The organism is Mycobacterium sp. (assembly GCF_019247635.1).
In the GTDB taxonomy this organism is placed as follows: domain Bacteria; phylum Actinomycetota; class Actinomycetes; order Mycobacteriales; family Mycobacteriaceae; genus Mycobacterium.
Genome location: NZ_JAFBAR010000010.1, coordinates 36,137 through 59,687 on the forward strand (window position 1 = coordinate 36,137; position 23,551 = coordinate 59,687).

At 67.8% G+C, this 23,551-nt stretch carries 18 protein-coding genes; 8 read left to right on the forward strand and 10 right to left on the reverse strand.

Annotated elements, in window-relative coordinates; all coding sequences use genetic code 11:
• Positions 1–6 precede the first annotated feature (6 nt).
• Positions 7–2,673, forward strand: a complete 2,667-nt coding sequence (locus JO236_RS01810) for an ATP-binding cassette domain-containing protein (protein ID WP_293323914.1) — start codon at positions 7–9, stop codon at positions 2,671–2,673.
• Positions 2,674–2,685: 12 nt separating this feature from the next.
• Here JO236_RS01810 and JO236_RS01815 read toward each other — a convergent pair whose 3' ends face one another.
• The 6 genes from JO236_RS01815 to JO236_RS01840 form a co-directional block, all read right to left on the reverse strand.
• Positions 2,686–3,234, reverse strand: coding sequence for a pentapeptide repeat-containing protein (locus JO236_RS01815; protein ID WP_293323917.1), 549 nt, complete (start codon positions 3,232–3,234; stop codon positions 2,686–2,688).
• On the reverse strand, positions 3,231–3,815 hold the full coding sequence (locus JO236_RS01820) for a GTP-binding protein (RefSeq protein ID WP_293323919.1): 585 nt from the start codon (positions 3,813–3,815) through the stop codon (positions 3,231–3,233). The genes JO236_RS01815 and JO236_RS01820 overlap by 4 nt, the downstream gene beginning before the upstream one ends.
• A complete protein-coding gene (locus tag JO236_RS01825; protein ID WP_293323957.1) occupies positions 3,796–4,164 on the reverse strand; it encodes a DUF742 domain-containing protein in 369 nt (122 codons plus the stop codon). Before JO236_RS01825 ends, JO236_RS01820 begins: the two co-directional genes overlap by 20 nt.
• Complete coding sequence (locus JO236_RS01830; protein WP_293323922.1) at positions 4,152–4,556, reverse strand: serine protease inhibitor; 405 nt, start codon at positions 4,554–4,556, stop codon at positions 4,152–4,154. The genes JO236_RS01825 and JO236_RS01830 overlap by 13 nt, the downstream gene beginning before the upstream one ends.
• On the reverse strand, positions 4,553–7,405 hold the full coding sequence (locus tag JO236_RS01835) for an ATP-binding protein (RefSeq protein ID WP_416362134.1): 2,853 nt from the start codon (positions 7,403–7,405) through the stop codon (positions 4,553–4,555). Before JO236_RS01835 ends, JO236_RS01830 begins: the two co-directional genes overlap by 4 nt.
• 297 nt (positions 7,406–7,702) lie before the next feature.
• On the reverse strand, positions 7,703–8,749 hold the full coding sequence (locus JO236_RS01840) for a DUF4185 domain-containing protein (protein WP_293323924.1): 1,047 nt from the start codon (positions 8,747–8,749) through the stop codon (positions 7,703–7,705).
• A gap of 89 nt (positions 8,750–8,838) precedes the next feature.
• Between JO236_RS01840 and JO236_RS01845 the strand changes: the two genes are divergently transcribed.
• Positions 8,839–9,303 carry a tRNA (cytidine(34)-2'-O)-methyltransferase gene (locus JO236_RS01845; RefSeq protein ID WP_293323926.1) on the forward strand — a complete coding sequence of 155 codons (465 nt, stop codon included), beginning with the start codon at positions 8,839–8,841 and terminating at the stop codon, positions 9,301–9,303.
• A 93-nt stretch (positions 9,304–9,396) separates the two neighbouring features.
• Here the strand turns inward: JO236_RS01845 and JO236_RS01850 are convergent, their stop codons facing one another.
• Entirely contained in the window at positions 9,397–10,041 is a 645-nt protein-coding gene (locus JO236_RS01850) for a nitroreductase family protein (protein ID WP_293323928.1), read from the reverse strand.
• 112 nt (positions 10,042–10,153) lie between these two features.
• Positions 10,154–13,441: an error-prone DNA polymerase gene (locus tag JO236_RS01855; RefSeq protein WP_293323931.1), complete on the reverse strand. Its 3,288-nt coding sequence runs from the start codon at positions 13,439–13,441 to the stop codon at positions 10,154–10,156.
• 233 nt (positions 13,442–13,674) lie between these two features.
• Between JO236_RS01855 and JO236_RS01860 the strand changes: the two genes are divergently transcribed.
• Both JO236_RS01860 and otsB read left to right on the forward strand, forming a co-directional pair.
• Positions 13,675–15,006: a wax ester/triacylglycerol synthase domain-containing protein gene (locus JO236_RS01860; RefSeq protein WP_293323933.1), complete on the forward strand. Its 1,332-nt coding sequence runs from the start codon at positions 13,675–13,677 to the stop codon at positions 15,004–15,006.
• A 42-nt stretch (positions 15,007–15,048) separates the two neighbouring features.
• Positions 15,049–16,194: a trehalose-phosphatase gene (otsB, locus tag JO236_RS01865; protein WP_293323935.1), complete on the forward strand. Its 1,146-nt coding sequence runs from the start codon at positions 15,049–15,051 to the stop codon at positions 16,192–16,194.
• A gap of 117 nt (positions 16,195–16,311) precedes the next feature.
• Here otsB and JO236_RS01870 read toward each other — a convergent pair whose 3' ends face one another.
• Entirely contained in the window at positions 16,312–17,181 is an 870-nt protein-coding gene (locus JO236_RS01870; RefSeq protein WP_293323938.1) for a MaoC/PaaZ C-terminal domain-containing protein, read from the reverse strand.
• A gap of 104 nt (positions 17,182–17,285) precedes the next feature.
• Between JO236_RS01870 and JO236_RS01875 the strand changes: the two genes are divergently transcribed.
• The 4 genes from JO236_RS01875 to JO236_RS01890 all read left to right on the forward strand — a co-directional run bounded on the left by JO236_RS01875 (position 17,286) and on the right by JO236_RS01890 (position 22,125).
• Positions 17,286–17,987 (forward strand): histidine phosphatase family protein, encoded by a 702-nt coding sequence (locus JO236_RS01875; protein ID WP_293323959.1) that lies wholly within the window; start codon positions 17,286–17,288, stop codon positions 17,985–17,987.
• Between the two features lie 193 nt (positions 17,988–18,180).
• Positions 18,181–20,178 (forward strand): SDR family oxidoreductase, encoded by a 1,998-nt coding sequence (locus JO236_RS01880; protein WP_293323940.1) that lies wholly within the window; start codon positions 18,181–18,183, stop codon positions 20,176–20,178.
• Between the two features lie 129 nt (positions 20,179–20,307).
• Positions 20,308–21,264 (forward strand): nucleoside hydrolase, encoded by a 957-nt coding sequence (locus JO236_RS01885; protein ID WP_293323942.1) that lies wholly within the window; start codon positions 20,308–20,310, stop codon positions 21,262–21,264.
• A 516-nt stretch (positions 21,265–21,780) separates the two neighbouring features.
• Positions 21,781–22,125 carry a WhiB family transcriptional regulator gene (locus JO236_RS01890; protein WP_293323944.1) on the forward strand — a complete coding sequence of 115 codons (345 nt, stop codon included), beginning with the start codon at positions 21,781–21,783 and terminating at the stop codon, positions 22,123–22,125.
• A 50-nt stretch (positions 22,126–22,175) separates the two neighbouring features.
• On the opposite strand, the gene JO236_RS01895 is transcribed toward JO236_RS01890, so the two are convergent.
• A partial coding sequence (locus JO236_RS01895; protein ID WP_293323946.1) for a DNA polymerase Y family protein occupies positions 22,176–23,551 on the reverse strand: 1,376 nt, incomplete at its 5' end.

Below are 23,551 nucleotides of genomic sequence, written 5' to 3' on the forward strand. Positions count from 1 at the left end.
GGTCCGATGACTGCAGCAGCCCCGCCGGCGCTGACCGTCAGGTGCGACGGGTCGGAACGCACATTCGCAGCCGGAAATGACGTGGTGATCGGGCGCGACCTGCGCGCCGACATGCGCATCACGCACCCGCTGATCTCGCGCGCCCATCTGCTGTTGCGCTACGACCAGGGCCGGTGGCTGGCGATCGACAACGGTTCGCTGAACGGGACATACGCCAACGGCCGACGTGTGCCCATGGTCGACATTCATGACGGCCAGAGCATCAACATCGGAAATCCCGACGGGCCGTTGCTGATGTTTGAGGTCGGACGCCACCAGGGCTTGGCCGGGCGCCCACCGCAAACCGAGTCGATGCGGGTGGGGCAGTCGAGCGCGGCCTGGCCGTCGGCCCAACCATCGGGTCAGCCGGCGGCGCCGCCTTCGGGACGCCAGCCGAACTGGTCTCCGGCGCAGGTGATTCGGCCCTATCCTGCCGGACCTTCATCGGCCGCGCCGCCCGGTCCGCCCGCCTACCCGGCCGGCGCCGGGCCTGATCGGGCTCAACGGCCACCGGGATACCCGACCAGCGCGCCACCACCGAAGTACCCGTCGTCCGCCCAGATGCCGGCAGCGGCAGCGCCACCGCCTCACGCGCCGGCAACACACATGTCCAGCAGCGCCAGTGCTGGCGCCAAGCCGCCCGAAGTGGGGAACCTGGCGACCAAGATGTTCCAGGCGATGATGCCGTCGTCGCGGTCCGGGGCGATTCAGAAGCCGGTCGGCGCCCTGACGATCGGCCGCGCGACCGACAATGACATCGTCATCCAGGACGTGCTGGCGTCGCGCCACCACGCGTTTTTGATCACGACTCCGCTGGGCGCCGAAATCCGCGACGCGCACAGCGTCAACGGAACCTTCGTCAACGGCGTGCGGGTCGGCTCGGCGGTGCTCAACGAGGGCGACGTCGTCACGATCGGCAACGTCGACCTGGCGTTCCTCCGCGGCAACCTCATCCGGCGGACGGCCGCGGCCACCCGCAGCGGCGGCCTGGAGGTCAACTCGGTCTGCTTCACCGTCGACCATGGAAAGCAGCTGCTGGATCACATCTCGCTGACCGCCCGACCCGGGACGCTGACCGCCATCATCGGTGGCTCCGGTGCCGGCAAGACCACGCTGTCGCGATTGATCGCCGGATACACCAGCCCCAGCTCGGGGTCGGTGACCTTCGAGGGCCACGATATCCACACCGAGTACGCCTCGATGCGCAGCCGGATCGGCATGGTCCCGCAGGACGACGTCGTGCACCGCCAACTGACCGTCAACCAGGCTCTGGGGTACGCCGCCGAGCTGCGCCTGCCGCCCGACACCAGTAGGGCCGAACGCAAGCAAGTCGTCGCTCAGGTGCTCGAAGAACTCGACATGACCAAGCACGCCAACACCCGGGTCGACAAGTTGTCGGGCGGCCAGCGCAAACGCGCTTCGGTCGCGCTGGAGCTGCTGACCCAGCCGTCACTGCTGCTCCTCGACGAGCCGACCTCGGGTCTGGACCCGGCGCTGGACCGTCAGGTGATGTTGATGCTGCGCCAGCTCGCCGACGCGGGCCGCGTGGTGCTGGTGGTCACCCACTCGGTGTCCTACCTGGACGTCTGCGACCAGATCCTGCTGATGGCGCCCGGCGGCAAGACCGCATTCAACGGGCCGCCCGACCAGGTCGAGGCCGCCATGGGCACGCGCAACTGGGCGGACATCTTCGCCAACGTGGGCGCCGATCCCGACGAGGCCAACCGCCGCTTCAAGGAGCGCGACCAGCAGTCTTTGCGGCCACCGGCGCCGGAAAGCCCTGCGGATCTGGGCGAGCCACCGGCAACCGACCTGTCCCGACAGCTCTCGACGATTGCGCGGCGCCAGGTCCGGCTCGTTCTCTCGGACCGGGGTTACACCATCTTCCTGGCGATACTGCCGTTCCTCATCGGTGCGCTGTCGCTGACGGTGAAGGGTCCCAAGCCCGGACTCGGGCCCGCCGACCCGCTGGGTTTCGCGCCCACCCAACCGCAGTACATCCTGACGCTTTTGAATCTCGGCGCCATCTTCATGGGTACCGCGCTGACCATCCGCGACCTCATCGGCGAGCGCGCTATTTTCCGCCGGGAACAGGCCGTCGGCCTGTCCACCACCGCATACCTGCTGGCCAAGATCGCGGTGTTCTGCGTCTTCGCGACACTGCAGGCGGCCGTGGCGGTGTTCGTTGTGCGGCTCGGCAAGGGCGCGCCGACCCAGCCCGCGCTGTTCTTCGACAATTCGACCTTCTCGCTGTTCGTCACTGTGGCGGGCACATGCGTCGCGTCAGCGATCTTCGGTCTGCTGCTCTCCGCGGTTGCGCAGTCCAACGAACAGATCATGCCGCTGCTCGTGGTGTCGATCATGTCGCAGCTGGTACTCGCCGGCGGCATGATCCAGGTCTACCAGCGCCCCGGCCTGGAGCAGCTGGCCTGGCTGACACCGGCACGCTGGGGTTACGCCGCCACCGCATCGTCAGTCGACTTCCCTGCGCTGATCCATGTCAAGCAGCTCCCGACCAACGACCCGGTGTGGCAGCACTCGCAACACATCCTGCTGTTCGATATGGCCATGCTCGCGTTGCTGTCGGTCGCTTATGCCGCGTTCATCCGCTGGCACATCCGGCTGAAGCGCTGAACACAGACCTCGTCAGCCTTGCAAGCGCAGTCCGTGCGCGGCCGCGAAGGCCAATCCCTGCGGCACGTCGATGCGCGCGCCCACCAGCGACGCCGTTCGCCACAGCGACGGGTCGACGGTCGCGCCGCGGAGATCGGCGTCGTCCAGCTTTGTGCCCGTGGTGCGCGCGCCGCTGAGGTCGGCGCCGCGCAGCACGGCCTTGCGCAGGTCGGTCTCCACCAGGCTGGTCTCCCGCAGCCGGCAGCCACTGAAGTCCACGCCCCGCATGTCGTTGCCGCCGAGTACCGCGAGCGTGAAATCCACCTCGTCCAATGCCAACGGCCGCAGCCGGCATTGCACGAAGACCGAACCCAGCATGCTGCATTGCGCAAATGTGCTGTGCCACAGCGTGGTTCGCTGGAAAAGACAGTTCCGAAACGCGGATCCCAGGTGCCGCGAGTCGGCCAGGTTAGCGCCGCTGAAGTCGCACTCGTCGAACACGACGCGCTCGGTGTGCAGCCGGCTCAGATCCTCGTCACGAAAGTCGTGGCCGGCAAATTCGCGATCGACGAACTCGGTCAACTCGCCAGGCTGGCCAGCGCGTACTCGCTGACCGCGATGAGCGCGTCCGTGGCCGACCGCCGGTTTCGCGCGTCGATCGCGATCACCGGGATGTGCGCGGGCAGCGTCAGGGCCTCGCGCACCGCGGCAACAGGATATTTTGGCGCGCCGTCGAACTCGTTGACGGCGACCAGGAACGGCAGGTTGCGGTGCTCGAAGAAGTCGACGGCGGCGAAGCTGTCCTCGAGACGCCGGCAGTCGACCAGGACGATCGCGCCGATAGCACCCCGCACCAGGTCGTCCCACATGAACCAGAAGCGGCGCTGGCCCGGGGTGCCGAACAGGTAGAGCACCAGGTCCTCGTCCAACGTGATCCGGCCGAAGTCCATCGCGACGGTGGTGGTCCGCTTGTCCGGCGTGGCCTCCACCATGTCCACACCGGCCGACGCGTCGGTCACCATCGCCTCGGTGCGCAGCGGCATGATCTCCGAAACGGCACCGACGAACGTCGTCTTGCCGGTGCCGAACCCGCCCGCGATGACGATCTTCGTCGAGGCGGTGGCCGGCTGTTCGGACTGTGGCTCAGAGTGCTTTAAGCCCACGCAGGGTCCTTCCTATGAGCTCGTGGCGCTCATCGCGGGTCGAACGCTCGGTCAAGGTTCTATGCACCCGAAGGTAGCCGGACGTCACCAGATCGCCGACCAGGACGCGCGCGACACCCACCGGTAAATCCAAACGGGCCGCGATTTCGGCCACCGACGGGCGCTCGCCGCAGAGCCGAACAATGCTGCCCCGCACGTCGCCGGCCGGCCAGCGGTGATCGAGCCCGGCCTGCAGCGCCTGCACCGGCGCTTCCAACGGAAGGTCGACGGCGGTGTCGGTGCGTCCCGCCGTCAAAGTGTACGGGCGGACTAGGTTGGCCTCTCGTCGCTCTGGGCTCACGCGGGTGATGCGCTCGAACGGCGGGCGGACTGCACAACGCCGCCCACCCGTTCGACAAGAATGGCCATCTCGTAGCCAATCTGGCCGATGTCGCACGACGTCACGGCCAGCGTCGCCAGATGGGAGCCGTCCCCGACGCGCATCAGCAGCAGGTAGCCGTTCTGCATCTCGACCACCGATTGCAGCACCTGCCCGCCCTCGAACAGTTGCGCGGCACCGGTGGCGAGGCTGGCCAGCCCGGAGGCCACCGCGGCCAGCTGGTCGGCTCGTTCGCGCGGGAGATGTTCGCTGGCGGCGATGGGCAGCCCGTCGACGGACACCAGCAGTGCGTGGGCCACGCCCGGGACTTCGCGGGCGAACTTCGACACCAGCCAGTCCAGCGGGTTGCCCGGTGAAGTCATTGCTGGTCGGGCCCTTCACCGGCGTCGCGAGCGTGCGACCGTCCGGTCCGCACGCCGCTGAAGTGACCGCCGATGGAGGCGCGGACCGCTTCGGGGTCGCGCCCGGCGGCCGCGTGCTGTGGCTGCCGGCCCGCGGGCGCCCCGCCGTTGTGATGATCGTCGTCGTCGGACTCCGCCGCTCCCGGCACCAGTCGGGCGCCGGGGGTGCGCACGGGAAGGCCCTGGTCCGTGCGGGTTTCGACGGGTTTGTTCTCGGCGTCGGCGGCCAGCGACCAACCGCGGTCCCACACCGTCTGCCAGTCCAGGTCGGGACTGTGCCCCAGCTCATGGGGATCACCCAGCATCTCCGAGAGCATGCGCTGGTAGATCACGTCGTCCTGGGTCTGGCCGGCCGGGGGGACCGGGGGGACCGGGGCGGCTGGGGGGACCGTGTTGGAGGGTTGGGGCGGCCCGGGCTCGACAGGCTGGGCTGGTCGTCGAGCAAAGAACGCCGAGGTGTCTGACGCTTTCTTCGGCTCCGGAGCCGGAGCCCGCTGCGGAGGCGGGGACGGCTCTTTGGCCGGCTGCTGCTGGGGTTCCTTCGGGAACCCGTTTTCCCACCAGGGGGTGGCCAGCTCACGTTTGGCTTGCCGCGGCGGTTCGGGCGGTTCGACGGGCTGTGCGGGCACGTCGGTGATGCCGCTCGAACCAGGGTTGCGGCGCGGCAACAGGGTGACCGGCGGCCCGCCGGAGCCGTTCTGCGCTGACGACGGCGCGGGAGCCGCCGGTACGGCAGGCGCCGGGACCGGGGCGGGGGCAAGGGGCGTCGGGACAGGGGCAGGCGTCGGGACCGGGGCCGGGGCGCGCGTCGGGACCGGGGCGGGGTCAGGGCCTACCAGCCTTGCGGGGCCAGCCACGGGCGCGGCCACGGCAGCCGGCTCCCCTTGGAGCACCGCCAGCGGCAGGTAGACCTCGGCCGTCGTGCCCGAGCCGGCGTCGGCGGACGCCGGACCGCGCAGTCCGACCCGGATGCCATGCCGCTCGGCCAACCGGCTGACCACGAAAAAGCCCATGTGACGGGCATTATCGGGGGTGACGGCGTCGGCGAGCGAGCCCCCGGTCTGCAGCCGCATGTTGGCCATCCGCCGATCGGCGTCGTTCATGCCCAGACCGGAGTCGGCGATGCGCAGCAGCAAGCCGCCGTCGCTGGCGCGAACCGCCGAAACCCGAACCGTTGTCGTCGGCGGCGAATAACGCAGCGCGTTGTCGATCAGTTCGGCGAGCAGATGGATGACGCCGCCGGCGGCCGCACCGGTGACCCTGGAGTCCGGAAGTCCCGCAATTTCGACCCGGCGATAGTCCTCGACCTCGGACACGGCGGCGTTGAGCACCGTCGACAGCGGCACCGGCTCGCGCTGGTCGCGGGTGATCTGCGCGCCCGCCAGCACCAACAGGTTGGCGCTGTTGCGGCGCAGGCGTGCGGCCAGGTGATCCAACCGGAAAAGGCTTTCGAGCCGTTCGGGATCCTGCTCGTCGCGCTCGAGCCCGTCGATCAGCGACAGCTGCTGGTCGACCAGCGAACGGTTGCGCCGCGACATGGTCTCGAACATGTCGTTGACCAGCAACCGCAACCGCGCCTCCTCGCCGGCGAGCAGCAGGGCCTGGGTGTGCAGCTCGTCGACGGCGTGCGCGACCTGGCCGATCTCCTCGGTGGTGTACACGGCCAGCGGCTCAGGGGCCGGCTCGCCGCCGGCCCGGACCCGGGCGATCTCGCCGTCGAGGTCGGTGTGGGCGACCTTCAGCGCGCTGTCGCGCAGCACCCGCAGCGGCCGGACCAGCGACCGCGCCACCAGCAGCACGAGGGCCAGGGCGATCACGATGGCAACCAACACGACCACCATGTCGCGGATCGCGGCGTCACGCCGGGCGGTGGACTCGGCCTGCACCGACTTGGTCACCGCCGTGGTGGCGTCCTTGATCACTTGTCCGGCGATCCCGCCGGTGATCCGGATGGAGTTCAGCAGGTCGGGGTTGTCGACCAGTGTGCTGGACGGATCGGACATGATCGCCATGCGGGCAACAAATTGCTGCTGCAGCGTCTTGGCGTCCGACGAGCCGGCGCCGAGCACCTCGCTCAGCCCGAACAGCGTCGACGGTTCGGTGCCGGCCAGCGTGATCATCGAGGTGCGCAACTGCGGCTCGGGAAGATCGGCGCCGCGGGTGATCAAAATCTCCTGCAGCGTCATCTGCCCGCGCGCCCCGACCGCACGGCTCAAGCCCTGTACCTGAGTGCGAATCTGCTCGCTGTCGACGCGCACCGATGCGTTGATCGCGTTCTCGGCGGTCAACAGCAGCGGGGCGTAGGTGGTCACCCTGTCCCGCACGCCGATGTTGTTGGCCAGCACCTTGTCCAGTAGCGCCTGACCGCCGTTCAGCAGGGTGCTCACCGCCAAGCGGACGTCGGGGATCACGTCGGTGTTCCCCAGCCGGGCCTGCAGCTCGTACTTGCGCGCTGCGAAGTTCTTCTTGGCCCCCTCGACGTCGCGTTCGGTGGAACTCGCCAACAGCGCGACGTCCATCGCCGACATGTATTTGGTGATGGCGGGTATGACGTCGGCGCGGGCGGCGGCGAGCCGCAGACCGTTGGAGTTGGCCAGCTCGCCGCGTACCCGGAGTCCGCCGAAAACCGTTGCCAGCACAAGCGGTACCAAAACAATCGCCACGACTTTCCAGCGAACGGGCCAGTTGCGCATTGACCACTTGCGCGGGCGCTTGGTCGGTGCTGGGGCCCGCGTGTCAACGGAAGGGGACTGCGGCATGCCGGCGGCGGCCGGGCGGGTGAACGCCGGGGGGGACGGGTGGGAGGACATCATCACTTGGGTGTTCCGCTGGTGGTCAGCATCGGGAGATACACAAGACTCATGAAACTTCCTGGTTTGTTCCGCCCTACCCAGGCAGCAGGGCGCGAACATAAACGCCTGGCAATTTGTCGAGTATGACAGCCCACAGCCGAGGTCTCCACATTCCTACTGAGTCCTATCTGAGCAGACTTGAGCAGATCGGAGCCTGCGGCGGCGCGTCCCGACACCGATGAGTAAGCCTGGCAAACCGGTTGGGCGAACAACAGCACGGGCGTGTCACGATCGTCGTCGCGATATCGCAGTTCATCACCGGTTGACGTTGGCCGCCAACTCCTGCACGTTGTACGTGCCCGGCCCCTTGGGGCGACCGCGGCGATCGGTCGGCACGTGCCATTGGCTGACCAGGATGCGCATATGGTCGAGCGTGGAACCCGGGACGATATAGCCGCCGTAATTTTGCGGCACATCCTGCTGGGTCGCGATTGTCGTCAAATGGCCCTGGGTGAATAGCTTTGTGGGGTTGTCGGCAACTCGGACTTCGACGCTGCCGCTATTGACGTTAAATCCCGACAAGACGGTCTTGCCGCCGATTTCCCGCATGCTGATTTCACCGAATTTGACGTCACGGCCGGTGATCGGCGTGACTTTCGCGGCGCCCCAGCCCAACGTGCCATCGGATCTACGTCCGTACGGTTGCCACGTCGAACGGTCCGGAAACGTGCCGGGTTCGGCCCTGTAGAGGGTGATTCCGTGCGTTCGGTCGAACGCGTCGGCCGCGACGTAGACGTTGCCGTCTTTGCCTTGGTAGCCGCTGATCTGCGACTGCCCGCCGTCAGCGTAATCGCCGGGCCTAAGCGAACCTGGAACCTCGGTCCAACCCGGCTGTCCCGATTTGGCTTCCACCAGCCAGGTGCCACCAGTCGGCTTCAGGGCCGTCGTCCCGGCGACCATCACATACGTCGTGCCGTCGAGCTGGACGGTGCCCGCCGGCAATGTGTTGCCCCGCGACGGGGAAGGCTGGGCGAATAACTCGTTGCGGCTGCCGTCACCCGCGCCGAACAGCCCGGCGACCCGGACCGGCCCCCACGCGCCCAGCGATTCCGGACTGGCGATCATGCCCACCGAGGGATAGTGGCTCGGATGGTCCAAGGGCCCGAGCCAGTCGCCCGTCCACCCGTCGCCACCGATGGCAACGGCCATGCCGTCGGCGAGCACGACCATCTCCCCCAGGTCGACCGCGCCAATGCCGATCCGCCCGGTGCCCGAACCAGTCCCGGCGATCGGCCCCAGATTGCGTATCTCGCCGCGCTTGAGCGCGAATGTCTTCCTGGCGTTTTGCCGCTGCTCCGTCACGCGCTCCCCATAACAGCTACGGTCACCCGAGTTTATCGACCAGAACAGGCCGGTAGCCGAGCCGTCGCCGTGCGAGAGGATGTCGTGTTGTGTTCAGGCTGCTGTTCTTTTGCCCGCGGATCGCCCCCAACACCGGCAACGCCATCCGGACCGCGGCCGCCACCGGCTGCGAGCTGCATCTGGTCGAGCCGCTGGGGTTCGACCTATCCGAGCCCAAGCTGCGACGGGCCGGACTGGACTATCACGATCTCGCGTCGGTGACCGTGCACCCGTCGCTGCCCGCCGCGTGGGATTCGCTGGCGCCGGCCCGGGTAATCGCGTTCAGTGCGCAGGCGACCGCGTCCTTCGCCGACGTCGCCTACCGGGCCGGCGACGTGTTGATGTTCGGGCCCGAACCGACCGGACTGGACCCGGTGATCCTGGCCGACCCGCATATCACCCACCGGGTGCGCATCCCGATGCTGGCGGGCCGGCGCTCGCTGAACCTGTCCAACGCCGCGGCCGTCGCCGTCTACGAGGCGTGGCGCCAGCACGGTTTCGCGGGGAGCGTCTAGCCCCCGGCCCGGCCCGGCCCGGCGAGCGTGCGTGTTTGCACACGACACGCCGGGTGTTGCCGGCATTCTGCGCACCTTCGCGCAGATGCGGGGCTACCAGCTGTTCCAGTGCGTCAGCCTCTCGGCGGGCAGGCGCTTGGCCGGGCGGAAGTCGGTGCCCTTGGTGTAGGCGATCGGAAACAGCCCGCCCTGGCTGTATTCGTCGTAGGGGATGCCGAGCACTTCGGCGGCCTTGCGCTCACCGTCGCCGAGCAGGTGCAGCGTCGTCCAGCAGGAACCCAGGCCCCGGGAGCGCAGCGCCAGGCAGAAACTCCAGACCGCCGGGAAAAGGGAGGCCCAGAACGACACCCCGCCCAGCGGTTGCTTGTCTTCGCGCCCTGCGATGCAGGGGATCAACAGCACCGGCGCCTCGTGCATGTGCTCGGCCAGGTAGGTCGCCGAATCGCGGACCAGCCCCATCCGCTCGCCGCGGGTGTCGCCCTCGGTGTACTCGGGCGCGGGCGAGCTGAGGTAGCCGCGGGCATTGGACAGATAGATGTCGCCGATCGCCTTTTTCTTTTCCGCGTCCTCGACGAACACCCACTGCCAGCCCTGCGAGTTCGAACCGGTGGGCGCCTGCAGCGCCAGTTCGAGGCATTCCGTCAGCACGTCGCGAGGCACCGGCTTGTCGAAGTCGAGTCGTTTGCGGACCGAGCGGGTGGTGCTGAGGACTTCATCGACGGACAAGTTCAGGGTCATGAGGCGAGGCTACCGTTGCGCCGTAAGCGTCGAACTGACCTCGCCGGGAAAGTGAAGTCCACGACGCATTTGCGGCGTGTCGCGTCGTGTGTTTCACAGTGGGCGCGGGGACTCAGCGGAAGTCGCGCGAGCGCGAGCCGACCGCCAAGGAGATGCGGCCCAACCGCTCCGCGACGACAGTGATTGCGCCGCTAGCGTTTTGGACCTGGCCGCGGATCAGCAGCGCCGGCGCCGTGTTCGCCAGTTTGCGGTGCCGTCCCCACACCCCCGGCGTGCAGAGCACGTTGACCATACCGGTCTCGTCCTCGAGGTTGATGAACGTCACGCCCTGGGCCGTCGCGGGCCGCTGCCGGTGGGTCACCGCACCGGCTATCAGCACGCGGTCGCCGTCAGGCACCGACCCCAGCGTGGCGGCGGGCAGCACCCCCATCGCGTCCAGGTCGGCCCGCAGGAACTGGGTCGGATAACTGTCCGGGGAGATGCCGGTGGCCCACACGTCGGCGGCGGCCAGCTCCAGCTCGCTCATCCCCGGCAGCGCGGGGATGTGTGACGATGAGCCGACCCCGGGCAGCCGGCCCGGCCGTTGCGTGGCCGCGGCCCCGGCCGCCCACAACGCCTCCCGCCGCGACATCCCGAAGCAGCCCAGCGCCCCGGCCGTCGCCAGCGCTTCGGTCTGCGGCACGGAAAGCTGCAGCCGGGATGTCAGATCGAGCAGAGAGGTGAACGCGCCGTTGGCTTTTCGGTCTTCGGCTAACCGCTCGGCGAGGTCGTCACCGATATGACGAACCGCACCCAGGCCGAGGCGCACCTCGGTTCCGCCGTTTTCCAGAGTGGCGTGCGCCAGGCTGGCGTTGACGCACGGCCCGTGCACGGTTACGCCATGCCTGCGCGCGTCGGCCACCAGCGACTGTGGGGAATAGAAGCCCATCGGCTGGGCGCGCAGCAGCGCGGCGCAGAACGCCGCGGGGTGGTGCAGCTTGAACCACGACGAGTAGAACACCAGCGACGCGAAGGACAGCGCATGGCTTTCCGGGAAGCCGAAATTGGCGAAGGCTTCCAGCTTTTCGTAGGTCCGGTCGATCACCTCGTCGGGGGCGCCATGCAGCGCGCGCATGCCGTCGTAGAACCGGCCGCGCAGCCGTCGCATCCGCTCGGTCGAACGCTTGGACCCCATGGCGCGCCGCAACTGGTCGGCCTCGGCGGCCGAAAAGCCCGCACAGTCGACCGCGAGCTGCATGAGCTGCTCCTGAAAGAGCGGAACTCCCAGCGTCTTTCGCAGCGCCGACGCCATGGACGGGTGATCGTAGACGACCTTGTCGATGCCGTTGCGCCGCCGGATGTAGGGATGCACCGACCCGCCCTGGATGGGCCCGGGACGGATCAGCGCCACCTCGACCACTAGGTCGTAGAACTCCCGCGGCTTGAGCCTGGGCAAGGTGGCCATCTGCGCGCGTGACTCCACCTGGAACACACCGACGGAATCGGCGCGCTGCAGCATCTCGTACACCGCAGCCTCGGAGAGGTCGAGTTTGGCCAGATCCACGTCGATGCCCTTGTGCTCGGCCACCAGGTCTTGCGCGTAGTGCAACGCCGAGAGCATACCCAGCCCGAGCAGGTCGAACTTCACCAAACCTATTGCCGCACAGTCGTCTTTGTCCCACTGTAGGACGCTGCGGTTCTCCATACGCGCCCACTCCACCGGGCACACGTCGGCGATCGGGCGATCGCAGATCACCATGCCACCGGAGTGGATGCCCATATGTCGCGGCAGATTCCGGATCTGGTTCGCCAGGTCGACCACCTGTCCGGGGATGTCCTCGACATCGGCCGAATCCGCAAGCCCGTTCCAGTGGCTGATCTGCTTGCTCCACGCGTCCTGCTGCCCCTGCGAAAAGCCGAGGGCGCGGGCCATGTCGCGCACCGCGATTCGCCCCCGGTAGGTGATGACGTTGGCGACCTGGGCGGCATAGTCGCGGCCGTATTTGTCATAGACGTACTGGATGACCTTCTCGCGTTGGTCCGACTCGATGTCGATGTCGATGTCGGGCGGGCCGTCGCGGGCCGGTGACAAGAAGCGCTCGAACAACAGCTCGTTGGCGATCGGGTCGACGGCGGTGACACCCAGGGCGTAGCAGACCGCGGAGTTGGCCGCCGATCCTCTGCCCTGGCACAGGATATTGTTCTCCCGACAGAACCTGGTGATGTCGTGCACCACCAGGAAGTAGCCGGGAAACTTCAGTTGCGCAATGACTTTCAGCTCGTGTTCGATCTGGGCGTATGCTCTCCGCGCCTGCTCGGCCGGCCCGTAGCGGTCAAGCGCGCCCACCATCACCAAGGACCGCAGCCAGCTGTCCTCGGTGTGCCCGTCGGGCACGTCGAACGGGGGCAGCTGCGGCGCGATCAGCGCCAGTCCGAACGCACACTGCTCGCCGAGTTCCACCGCGGCGGCCAGCACCTCGGGGCACTGCGCGAACAGCCGGGCCATCTCCGCACCGGACCGCAGGTGTGAGCCGCCCAGCGGGGCCAGCCACCCGGCGGCGGCGTCCAGGGACTGCCGGGCCCGGATCGCCCCCATTGCCATGGCCAGCCGGCTGCGTGCGGGGTGGGCGAAATGCGCCCCCGTGGTGGCGACGACGCCGACACCGAAGCGCGGTGCGAGGGCGGCCAGCGCCGCGTTGCGTTCGTCGTCGAGCGGCTGGCCATGGTGGGTCAGTTCGATGCTGACCCGCTCGGCCGTGAACCGGTCCACCAGATTGGCCAGCGCTCGCTCCGCCGCCCCCACACCCCCCTCGGAAAGCGCCTGGCGCACAGCGCCTTTCCGACAGCCGGTCAGGATATGCCAGTGGCCGCCGGCCGCCTCGGTCAGCGCGTCGAAATCGTAACGCGGCTTGCCCTTCTCGCCGCCGGCCAGATGCGCTGCGGCCAGTTGCCGCGACAGTCGCCGGTAGCCCTCTGATCCGCGGGCCAGCACCAGCAGGTGCGGGCCTGGCGGATCCGGATCCTCGGTGCGGGCAACCGATCCCAGCGACAACTCGGCGCCGAAAACGGTCTGCACGCCGAGTTCTGTGGCGGCCTCGGCGAATCGCACCGCCCCGTAGAGGCCGTCGTGGTCGGTCAGTGCCAGCGCGCGCAGGTCCAGCCGGGCGGCCTCTTCGACCAGTTCCTCCGGAGTGCTGGCCCCGTCGAGGAAGCTGTATGCCGAATGGGCATGCAGCTCGGCATACGGGACGGCCGAGCGGGCCATCCGGCCGTCATCTCGTGGCCGGTAGGTCCCGCGTTTGCGGGACAGGGGACCATCTTCCGCGGGACCTGCTGCCACCGGGACGCCGGCGTGGCGCGGCTTGCTGTCGAGCACCCGCTCCATTTCCGCCCAGCTCGGCGGCCCGTTGTGCCATCCCACTCGATCAGAGTATCGAAACTTTGTTCGATTGAAAATGTCCGACCGAATCGCCCCGGCGGAGCCTACTAAAAAGCCACTTGAACACAATTCGCGGACCACACGGAAAGAAACCTATAGGCGCAGTTAAAGACATCTTTAACTTGACAACACGTTCTTAACCTGGCCGCCCTATCGCGGCGCACGCGCCCGACGGATACTGGTACACATTGAGAAACGACGGGTGGGGACTTGTCATGGCACAACGGACGTCTCTGGATGCGTGTTCGCGCGACGTTTCAGCTCCGGATCAGCACGCGGGCACGGCGATTGGCGCAGTGGCCATCGTCAACGGTACGACTCCCAATTACGGACTGGTCAAAACCGTTCTCGCGGAACGTATTCAGACAATTCACTGCTGCACACAGGTGTGGGGGACGCAGTGGACCGACTACCCCGACTTCGACCTCGCGCAGCACGTACGACACGTGGCGTTGCCCCGGCCCGGCGACGAAGCCAAGCTGTTCGAAGCCATTGCCAACGCCCTCGCGCGTCCCATCGCCCTGGATCGTCCGCTGTGGGAGTGCTGGATTATCGAGGGGCTCAAGGACAATCAGTGGGCGATACTGATGAAGGTCCACCCGCGGATGGCGGACGCCATTTCGGCGGCCCACCTGCTCGCCAGGATCTGCGATGATGCCGGAAGTAATGCTTTCACTGAACCCGTTGCCGCCAAGCCGGTTTCGTCGTCAGACATCCACACGCACGTTTGGACCGACGCCCTGTGGCAGGTCCCCGCGGCGGCAGTCGGGATCCTGACACGGGCCGTCGTGAGCGCTGCCGAAAGCGCCGCGAGCGTGATCGGGACTACACCGACCGGGCCCACCGCTATGCGGCGGTACAGCACGGTGCGGATTCCGATCACCGCTGTCGACAGCGTCTGCCGCAAATTCGGCGTGGCCACCAACGATGTTGCGATGGCGGCCCTCACAGAGGGGTTCCGGACGCAGCTGCTCCATCGGGGCCAGCAACCGCGAGCGGACTCGTTCCTCACGACCGGAGCGCTCGAAAAGTTGCCGGTCGAGCACGACGACCCGGTGCAACGACTGCGCGCGGTGTACCAGTTGCGCCATGCCAGGCCGGGCCCGCACCAGTCCGGTCGTATCTCAGACCTCCTACCGTTCATGTTGGGCGCCAGGGTGATTCAACTGCTGACTCGTATCCCGCAGCGCGGGATTGTGACGCTGGCGACCAGCACGCCCGGGCCCCGGCACCTGCTGCGGCTGATGGACCAGCCGATCAAGCGCTTGCTGCCGCTCCCCCACGGCCCGCGGCAGCCCAGTACCGGGGTCGCGGTGCTCAGCTACGGCGACGAGCTGGTATTCGGCATCACCGCCGACTACAACGCCGGCCCCGAGATGGAGCGGCTTGCCGCCGGAATCGAGCTCGGGATGGCGCGGCTGGTCGCACTGAGCCAGGACTCCGTCCTGCTGTTCACTAAGGACCGCCGCAAGCGCCCCTCGCGCGCGTCAACCAGCGGCGCACACCGATGGCGACCGTCCGCACCGGCCGCACGGACGCGCCGCTGAGCCGGACACCGCGCGCGATTGACCCCGTGAGAAGGTGGGTCAATGCCGGTCACTATCGACCCACGCCGCCATGACGCGGTGTTGTTCGATTCCGCGCTGGACGTGACGCATTCGCTGATCCGGCAACTGCAGGAAGTGGGTGTCGGCACCGGCGTCTTCGGGGATGTGATCGAAGCCGCCGACAGACTGGCGGTGCGGGCCGGCCGGTGCGCCGTGGTCGCAGCCGACGAAGCGGGCGTCACGGCCGGCCGCGACGGAGGCTTCGCGCTGATTGTCGGGGTCGACCCGAGCGGGAATCGGGATGCGCTGCGTAACCGGGGCGCCGACGTCGTGGTCACCGACCTGCGTGAGGTCATCGTGCGAGCCGGGGACCAACGGATGTCGCAGCTTCCCGACGCGTTGCAGGCCCTCGGCCTGGTCGACGGCCTCACGGCCCGGCATCCGGCGGTGTTCTTTGACTTCGACGGCACGCTGTCGGAGATCGTCGACGACCCCGACTCGGCCAGGCCGGCCGCGGGCGCGGCCGAGGCGGTAGCGGACCTGGCCGCGCACTGTCCGGTTGCGGTGCTGTCCGGGCGCGACTTAGGCGATGTGACCAATCGCGTTGGCCTGTCCGGTATCTGGTATGCGGGCAGCCATGGTTTCGAGCTGACCGCCCCCGACGGCACCCATCACCAGAACGACGCGGCGGCGGCGAGCATACCGGTGCTGGAACAGGCGGCCGCGCAGCTTCGCGGCCAGCTCGGCCATATTCCCGGTGTTGTTGTGGAGCACAAGCGATTTGGTGTCGCGGTGCACTACCGCAATGCCGCCCGTGACCGGGTCGGTGCGGTGCTCGCTGCGGTGCGGACCGCGGGCCAGCGCGATGCGCTGCGGGTAACCACTGGCCGGGAAGTCATCGAACTGCGCCCGGATCTGGACTGGGACAAGGGGAAGACACTTCGCTGGGTTCTCGATCACCTGCAGCACGCGGGCTCTGGCCTCTTGACGCCGATCTATCTGGGTGACGACATCACCGACGAGGACGCGTTCGACGCGGTGCGCCACGATGGTCTTCCAATCGTGGTGCGGCACAACGACGACGGCGACCGCGCCACCGCCGCGCTGTTTGCCCTCGACAGTCCGACGGCGGTCGGTGAGTTCACCGAAAGGCTGGCGCGTCAGTTAACTGAGGCCCGCGTGAAGTAGATTGCCGCGACGCTCGCGGCCGCGTAACGCGCCAGCGTTACGCCAGCGCGCCAGCGTGACGCCACTGCGAAGATCCGGCACATTTTTCGCAGTGGCGTAACGCTGGCGCCGGTCGAACTACCCCTCGTACTCCACCGTGCCGTCGTCCATTACCACCCGGGCGTCCGAACCGTCGGATCCGTAGACCAAGGTGCGGAACACCGCCTTGCCCGGTTCGGTACGCCAGATCACCGTGGACAGCGTCTCCCCCGGGAATACCGGCGAGGTGAATCGCGCCGCGATCGAGGTGACGTTGCCGGCCACGCCGTTGCCCAGCTCGGCAACCAGCGCGCGACCCGTCACGCCATAGCTGCACAGCCCGTGCAGGATCGGCTTGGGAAACCCGGCCAGCTCCTTGGCGAACCACGGGTCGCTGTGCAGCGGGTTGCGGTCACCGGAGAGCCGGTAGATCAACGCCTGGTCCTCGCGGGTGGACAGGTCGACGCGGGCGTCCGGTTCGCGGTCCGGGATTTCCGGCGCCACCGGCCGCTCTCCCGGCACGCCGCCGAAGCCGCCTTCACCGCGGATGACCAGGGTCGTCGTGGTCTCGGCGAGCAGCGAACCCGTGTCTGGATCGGTGCCACGGCCGCGCAACACGAGGATCGCGTTCTTGCCCTCACCTTTGTCCTGGATGTCGGTGACCTCGGTGACCACCGACAACTTGCCCGCCGCAGGCAGCGGCGCATGCAGCCGAACACCCTGCGATCCATGCAGGAGCATGGCCCAGTTGAAGCTGCCCACCTTCCCGGCCGCGCCGAACGCCGGGCAGCAAATCACGGCGTAGGTCGGGAGCACCTGCTGCTCGATGCCGTGGCTGTTCTCGGTGGTGAAGGCCAGATCCTCGGTCCCCGCGCCGACGCCCAGCGCGTAGAGCAGCGTGTCCCGATCCGTCCATTCGAACAGGATGGGGTCGGTCGCCGCGCCGACGGCATTCGGATCAATGGCCATGGGGATCTCCTTCGATTGAAATTCTGGCCTTTTGCGCAACCAACCATCGCAAACCCTTCACACCGGCACCTTCGGCAGGGCAGGCTAGGGCGATGTTCACGGCCATGCCCACGCGCGCGATGCTCTGGAAGGCGGCGGCTGTGCTCGCCGTGACGGTAATCGTCGGTGCCTGCGGCGGATCCCCGCAAGCGCGCAGTATCACCCTGACCTTCGTTCGCAACGCGCAGTCGCAGGCCGACGCCGACGGGGTCATCAACACCGACGTGCCCGGACCCGACCTCAGCACCGACGGCAAAGGGCAGGCCCAACAGTTGGTGCATCAACTTCCCCACATCGACATCGACAGCATCTACTCCTCCGATGCCGCAGCAGCCCAGCAGACCGCGGCGCCGCTGGCCAGCGAACTCGGTAAGCGAACCGAAATTGTTACCGGCCTGCAGTCCATCAACGCCGGCTGGTACAACGGCAAATCACAGTCGATGGCCAGCTCGACATATTTGATGGCGCCGACAAACTGGACGAACGGCGATGTCACCGACAGCATCCCGGGGTCCATCAGCGGCAACGCGTTCAACGACCAGTTCACCGGCGCGGTCAACAAGATTTACAACAGCGGTCACAGCAAGGCGGTCGTGTTCTCCCAGGGCGAGGCGATCATGATCTGGACGCTGCTGAACGCAAAGAATGCCAGGTCCAACCTGCTGACCAGCCATCCCCTGCCGAATATCGGCCGCGTCGTGATCACCGGCAACCCGTCGACCGGTTGGTCGCTGGTGGAGTGGGACGGCATCCGCAACTTCAGCTGACTTCCAACCGCGGCGGTCGCGAGCGCGGCGCAGCCGGGCGCGGCGGGCCGTCGACTTCCAACCGCGGCGGTCGCGAGCGCGGCGCAGCCGGGCGCGGCGGGCCGTCGCCATCCAAACCGCGGCGGTCGCGAGCGCGGCGCAGCCGGGCGCGGCACAGTTGACGCTTGCGGCGCCAGCCACCACGATGGGCTGCATGCGGTATGTCGTTACCGGCGGTACCGGGTTTATTGGGCGTCGAATTATCTCCCGTCTGCTCGACACCCGACCCGACGCCGAGGTCTGGGTATTGGTCCGCCGCGAGTCGCTCGGCCGTTTCGAACGCCTGACGACCGCGTGGAACGAACAGGTCAAACCGCTGGTCGGTGATCTGACAGAGCTCGAACTGGCCGACGCGGCCCTCGCGGAGCTCGGTGACGTCGACCATCTGGTGCACTGTGCGGCGATCTACGACATCACCGCCGGCGAGCCCGAGCAGCGGGCGGCCAACGTGGAGGGCACCCGCGCCGCCATCGACCTGGCGCGCCGACTGGGCGCCACGTTTCACCACGTGTCGTCGATCGCGGTTGCCGGCGATTTCCGCGGGGAGTACACGGAGGACGACTTCGACGTCGGCCAGCAACTGCCGACCCCTTATCACCAGACCAAGTTCGAGGCCGAGTCGCTGGTGCGCCGCACACCCGGACTGCGCTACCGGATCTATCGGCCGGCGGTCGTGGTCGGCGATTCACGCACCGGCGAGATGGACAAGATCGACGGGCCGTACTACTTCTTCGGCGCACTGGCGAAGCTCGCCGCGTTGCCATCGTTGACCCCGATGCTGCTGCCTGACACCGGGCGCACCAACATCGTCCCCGTCGACTACGTGGCCAACGCGCTGGTCGCGCTGATGCACGCCGACGGCCTGGACGGGCGGGCGTTTCATCTGACCGCGCCGAAGACCATCGGGCTGCGCGGCATCTACCGCGGGATCGCCCGCGCGGCCGGACTGCCGCCGGTGCGTGGGGCGTTGCCACGCTCGGTGGCGACGCCGGTGCTGAAGGTCCGCGGTCGCGCCAAGGTGCTGCGCAACATGGCGGCCACCCAGCTGGGGATCCCCGCCGAGGTCTTCGACGTCGTCGACCTGGCCCCCACCTTCGCGTCCGATGCGACCCGAAAGGCGTTGCACGGCACCGGTATCGACTGTCCCGAGTTCAAGAGCTATGCACCCAAGCTGTGGCGGTACTGGGCAGAGCATCTCGATCCCAACCGTGCCCGGCGCGACGATCCCAACGGGCCGCTGGTCGGCCGCCACGTCATCATCACCGGCGCGTCCAGTGGCATCGGACGCGCTTCGGCGATCGCCGTCGCGGAACGCGGCGCGACGGTGTTCGCGTTGGCCCGCAACGCTGAAGCGCTGGACACGCTGGTCGCCGAGATCCGCACCAATGGCGGACAAGCCCACGCCTTTACCTGCGATGTCACCGATTCGGTGTCGGTAGAGCACACCGTCAAGGACATCCTGGGTCGGTTCGATCACGTCGACTACCTGGTGAACAACGCCGGCCGTTCGATTCGCCGGTCGGTTGTCAACGCTACTGACCGAACGCACGACTACGAACGGGTGATGGCGGTCAACTACTTCGGCTCGGTGCGGATGGTTTTAGCGCTGTTGCCGCACTGGCGTGAACGCCGATTCGGTCACGTCGTCAACGTGTCCAGTGCCGGGGTGCAAGCCCGCAATCCCAAGTACAGCTCGTACCTGCCGACCAAGGCAGCGCTGGACGCGTTCGCCGACGTGGTCGCCACCGAGACGCTGTCCGACCACATCACCTTCACCAACATCCACATGCCACTGGTGGCCACGCCGATGATCGTGCCGTCCAGACGGCTCAACCCGGTGCCGGCGATCAGCCCGGAACGCGCGGCGGCGATGGTCGTGCGCGGCCTGATCGAAAAACCGGCGCGCATCGACACCCCCCTGGGCACCCTGGCCGAGGCCGGAAACTATTTCGCGCCGAGGATATCGCGACGACTTCTGCACCAGCTCTATCTCGGCTACCCCGATTCGCCTGCGGCGCGCGGGGTTTCGTCCGATGTGCAAGATGCGGCGGCACCCCGCAGGCCCAACCGCCCCGCCCGCGCCGTTACCCGGATGGGTGTCCCCAGGCCGGTCAAGCGGTTGGTGCGCCGCATTCCAGGCGTGCACTGGTAGCCATTCTTTGCCTGTGGGCCTCCCACGGCCGGAAGGCGGACAGACGCGTCTCCAAATTGAAGCCGTCTTCCCGCATCGATGAGTCTGTCTCGCGAAATTCGGACAGCTTCCCGGTATATCGTTACCACGGTGAGCGCCGTGTTCGTCGACGTCGACACCGGTATCGACGATGCCATGGCGTTGATATATCTGCTGGCCAGCGCCGACGCACAGGTGGTGGGCATCGCTTCGACCGGCGGAAACATCGCGGTGGAGCAGGTCTGCGCGAACAATCTCGGCTTGCTCGAATTGTGCCGAGCCGCAGACATACCCGTAGCCAAAGGTGCTGACGAACCGCTGAGCGGCCGGTGGCATAACCACGCAAAATATCACGGGCCCAACGGTTTAGGGTATGCCAAGTTGCCGGCTACCCGGCGGCAACTGACCCGCTACGACGCCGCCACGGCCTGGCTGCATGCGGCGCACGCCCATGCCGGCGAGCTGATCGGCCTGGTCACCGGGCCGCTGACCAACCTGGCACTGGCGCTGCGTGCGGAACCCGCCCTACCGACGCTGTTGGGTCGGTTGGTGATCATGGGCGGCGTGTTCGACAGCCAGGTCAGTTCGGTGGCCGAATGGAACATCAGGGTGGATCCCGAGGCGGCGGCCGAGGTGTTCGCGGCCTGGACGGGACAGCAACAACTTCCGATCGTGTGCGGGCTGGACCTCACTCGGCGCGTCGCGATGACACCGGAGATCCTGGGCAAGCTCGCGTCGGGCTGTCCGTCTCCGTCTCCGTTGCTTCGGGTGGTCGAGGACGCGATGCGGTTTTACTTCGAGTCGCACGAGTACCGCGGGCACGGATACATGGCATATATGCATGACCCGTTGGCCGCCGCGGTGGCGCTGGACCCACAGTTGGTGACAACCCGGCTCGCGACGGTGGACGTCGGACCGACGGACGGCATGACGACCGCCGACTGGTCTGGAAGCCGAGAACCCAATTCGCAAATCGGCGTGGAGGTCGACTCGGCGGTGTTCTTCGACCGGTTCGTCGAACGGGTCGCGGCGTTCGCGCGCGGGCTTGCGCTCTCCCGCCGAGCGTGATCTGGGGGCGAGATTTAGGCGGAATTCTCGCCCCCAGTTCACGCTCGGCGCGAAGGCGGCCGCTTCAATCTGATCCAGCACCGCCGACCGCCTCGAGGTGGGTCAGCTCCGCCGTGAACCGTGTCCGCGCCCGCGGCGCGGCCCCTTGGCACGGTCAACCCACTGGGCATCGTCGTGGAAAAGCCACCCAGTTCGTCGGCCTAGGGTCTGCCCAAGGGTCTGCCCCAGCGGCAAAGAACTTGCCAACCAACGACTCTGGCGCATCGCGCATCTCAATGAGCTGCGGCTGGAGGCGAGTTCTCGACACCTCGCACTGGCTCAAAGATCACGACGGCCGAGGAGAATGGCATGTCGCAAAGACAAGCATGGCACGTTTGTACCATAAAAAGATTCCGATTTGTTTGCGAATTGATGCCTAAGTACTTAACTTGGAAGGCACGGCGAGATTCAGATCACGCACGATGGTCGTTCCTGAGGGGGGCGGCCGCCATCGCGGCCGAGAGGAAGGGGAAGCGCATGTCTGGTACGCGCCCGGTCGCGCGGAGAACGAACCTTGTCGCCGTAACCAATACCCATCCAGAGGACGCTGGAGAACGGGCCTGGGTATCGAAGGCCCTATGCAGGGACACAGATCCTGACCAACTCTTCGTGCAGGGTGCCGCCCAACGCCAGGCCGCGGCTATCTGCCGCCACTGCCCCGTCATGCAGGAGTGTGCGGCGGACGCGCTCGACAACAAGGTCGAGTTTGGCGTGTGGGGCGGCATGACCGAGCGGCAGCGCCGGGCCTTGCTCAAACAGCATCCCGAAGTCGTCTCGTGGGCGAACTTCCTGGAAAAGCGCAAGAACCGCTCCGTCGGATAGGCATCCAGCCACCGCTCGACAGGGTCGCCTGTCCTCCCTGATCACGCCCGTCACTCGTAGATCCCCTCCAGATACCACCTCCTCTGTCGGTAGCACAGCAGCAGCGCGCGCTCGCTCTCCAGCAGCACCTGGGCACGAGCGGTGCGGCTCCCCCGCTGCGCTGGGAGTCCGGCCCCACCCCGGTCGTCCCACCACCGCTCGTCGACCGGCCAGGGTCCAGACCACCAGCGCAGCCTGTCGTCTCGACCACGGGAGGTCAGCCGCGCCGGGTCGGCCGAGAACATCCCCCGGCTGGTCACCCGTATCGGGTTCCCGTGGGCATCGAGCAACTCCACCGGGTCATCGACCAACACCGCGGGTGATGGCTGGGGCAGTTGGCCCGGCCAGGGCCGATCCGGATCGGCCTGTGGGACGGGCTCGTCGCCGAGCGGGGTGAACGTGATGCGCTCGGCCGGCCCGCGACCGCCGGACAGCACTGGCACCTGTACGGACTCCGGGCCGAGCAGGCCCTGCACCCGCACCAGCGCCCGACGGGCCCGCAGTCGGTCCTCCTCGCCGAGACCACCCCAAAGCGGCAACTGCAACGCCCCGGCGGACACCACCTCTACCGCTTGCAGTCGCAGCATCGTCACCGGTGCATCCCTCGGCGGGCCACCAGTGGTCCGATTGTTCAGCCACCCGTCCAGTTGCCAGCGCACCCGGTCGGCGGTGGCGTCCTCGGTCAACGGCTCGGCGCACCGCCATACCCGTTCCAGCTCTTCGCCCTTGGCGGTGACGGCGTGAATGGCCAGCCGGGTGCAACCCACTCCGGCGGCCATCAGCGCCTGGTGCAACGCGCCGGCCAATGAGCGTCCGGCGAATGCCGCGGCATCGACCCGGTCGATCGGCGGATCGCAGTCCAGCACGGCGTCCAGTTCTGGCGGCGGCTCCCGCCCGGACGGCCCCCGCTCTGCTTCGCCGCGGGCGAACCGATGGGCGACCACCGCGTCGGCACCGAACCGGGACGCCACGTCGCTGCGGGACAGCGCGGCGAATTGACCGATGGTGCGGATCCCCATCCGCCACAACAGATCCGTCAGCTCGTCGCGCCCCGGACCGGACAGACTCGGCTCGGTGGAGAGCTGGCGGATCGACAGCAGCGACAGAAATCGCGCGTCCTGACCCGGCTCCACGATGCGGCCCGCACGCGCGGCGAAGACCGCGGTGGACAACTGGTCGGCGACCCCGACCTGACATTCGGCGCCGGCCGCGGCCACCGCGTCGGTCAGCCGTTCGGCGGCGTCGGCCTCGGAGCCGAAGTAGCGGGCCGCCCCGCGCACCGGCAACACCAGGAGCCCGGGCCGCAGCACCTCGGCGCGGGGCGCCAGGTCGTCCACCGCGGCGATCACCGGCTCGAAGAACCGGACGTCGCGGTCGGCGTCGGCGG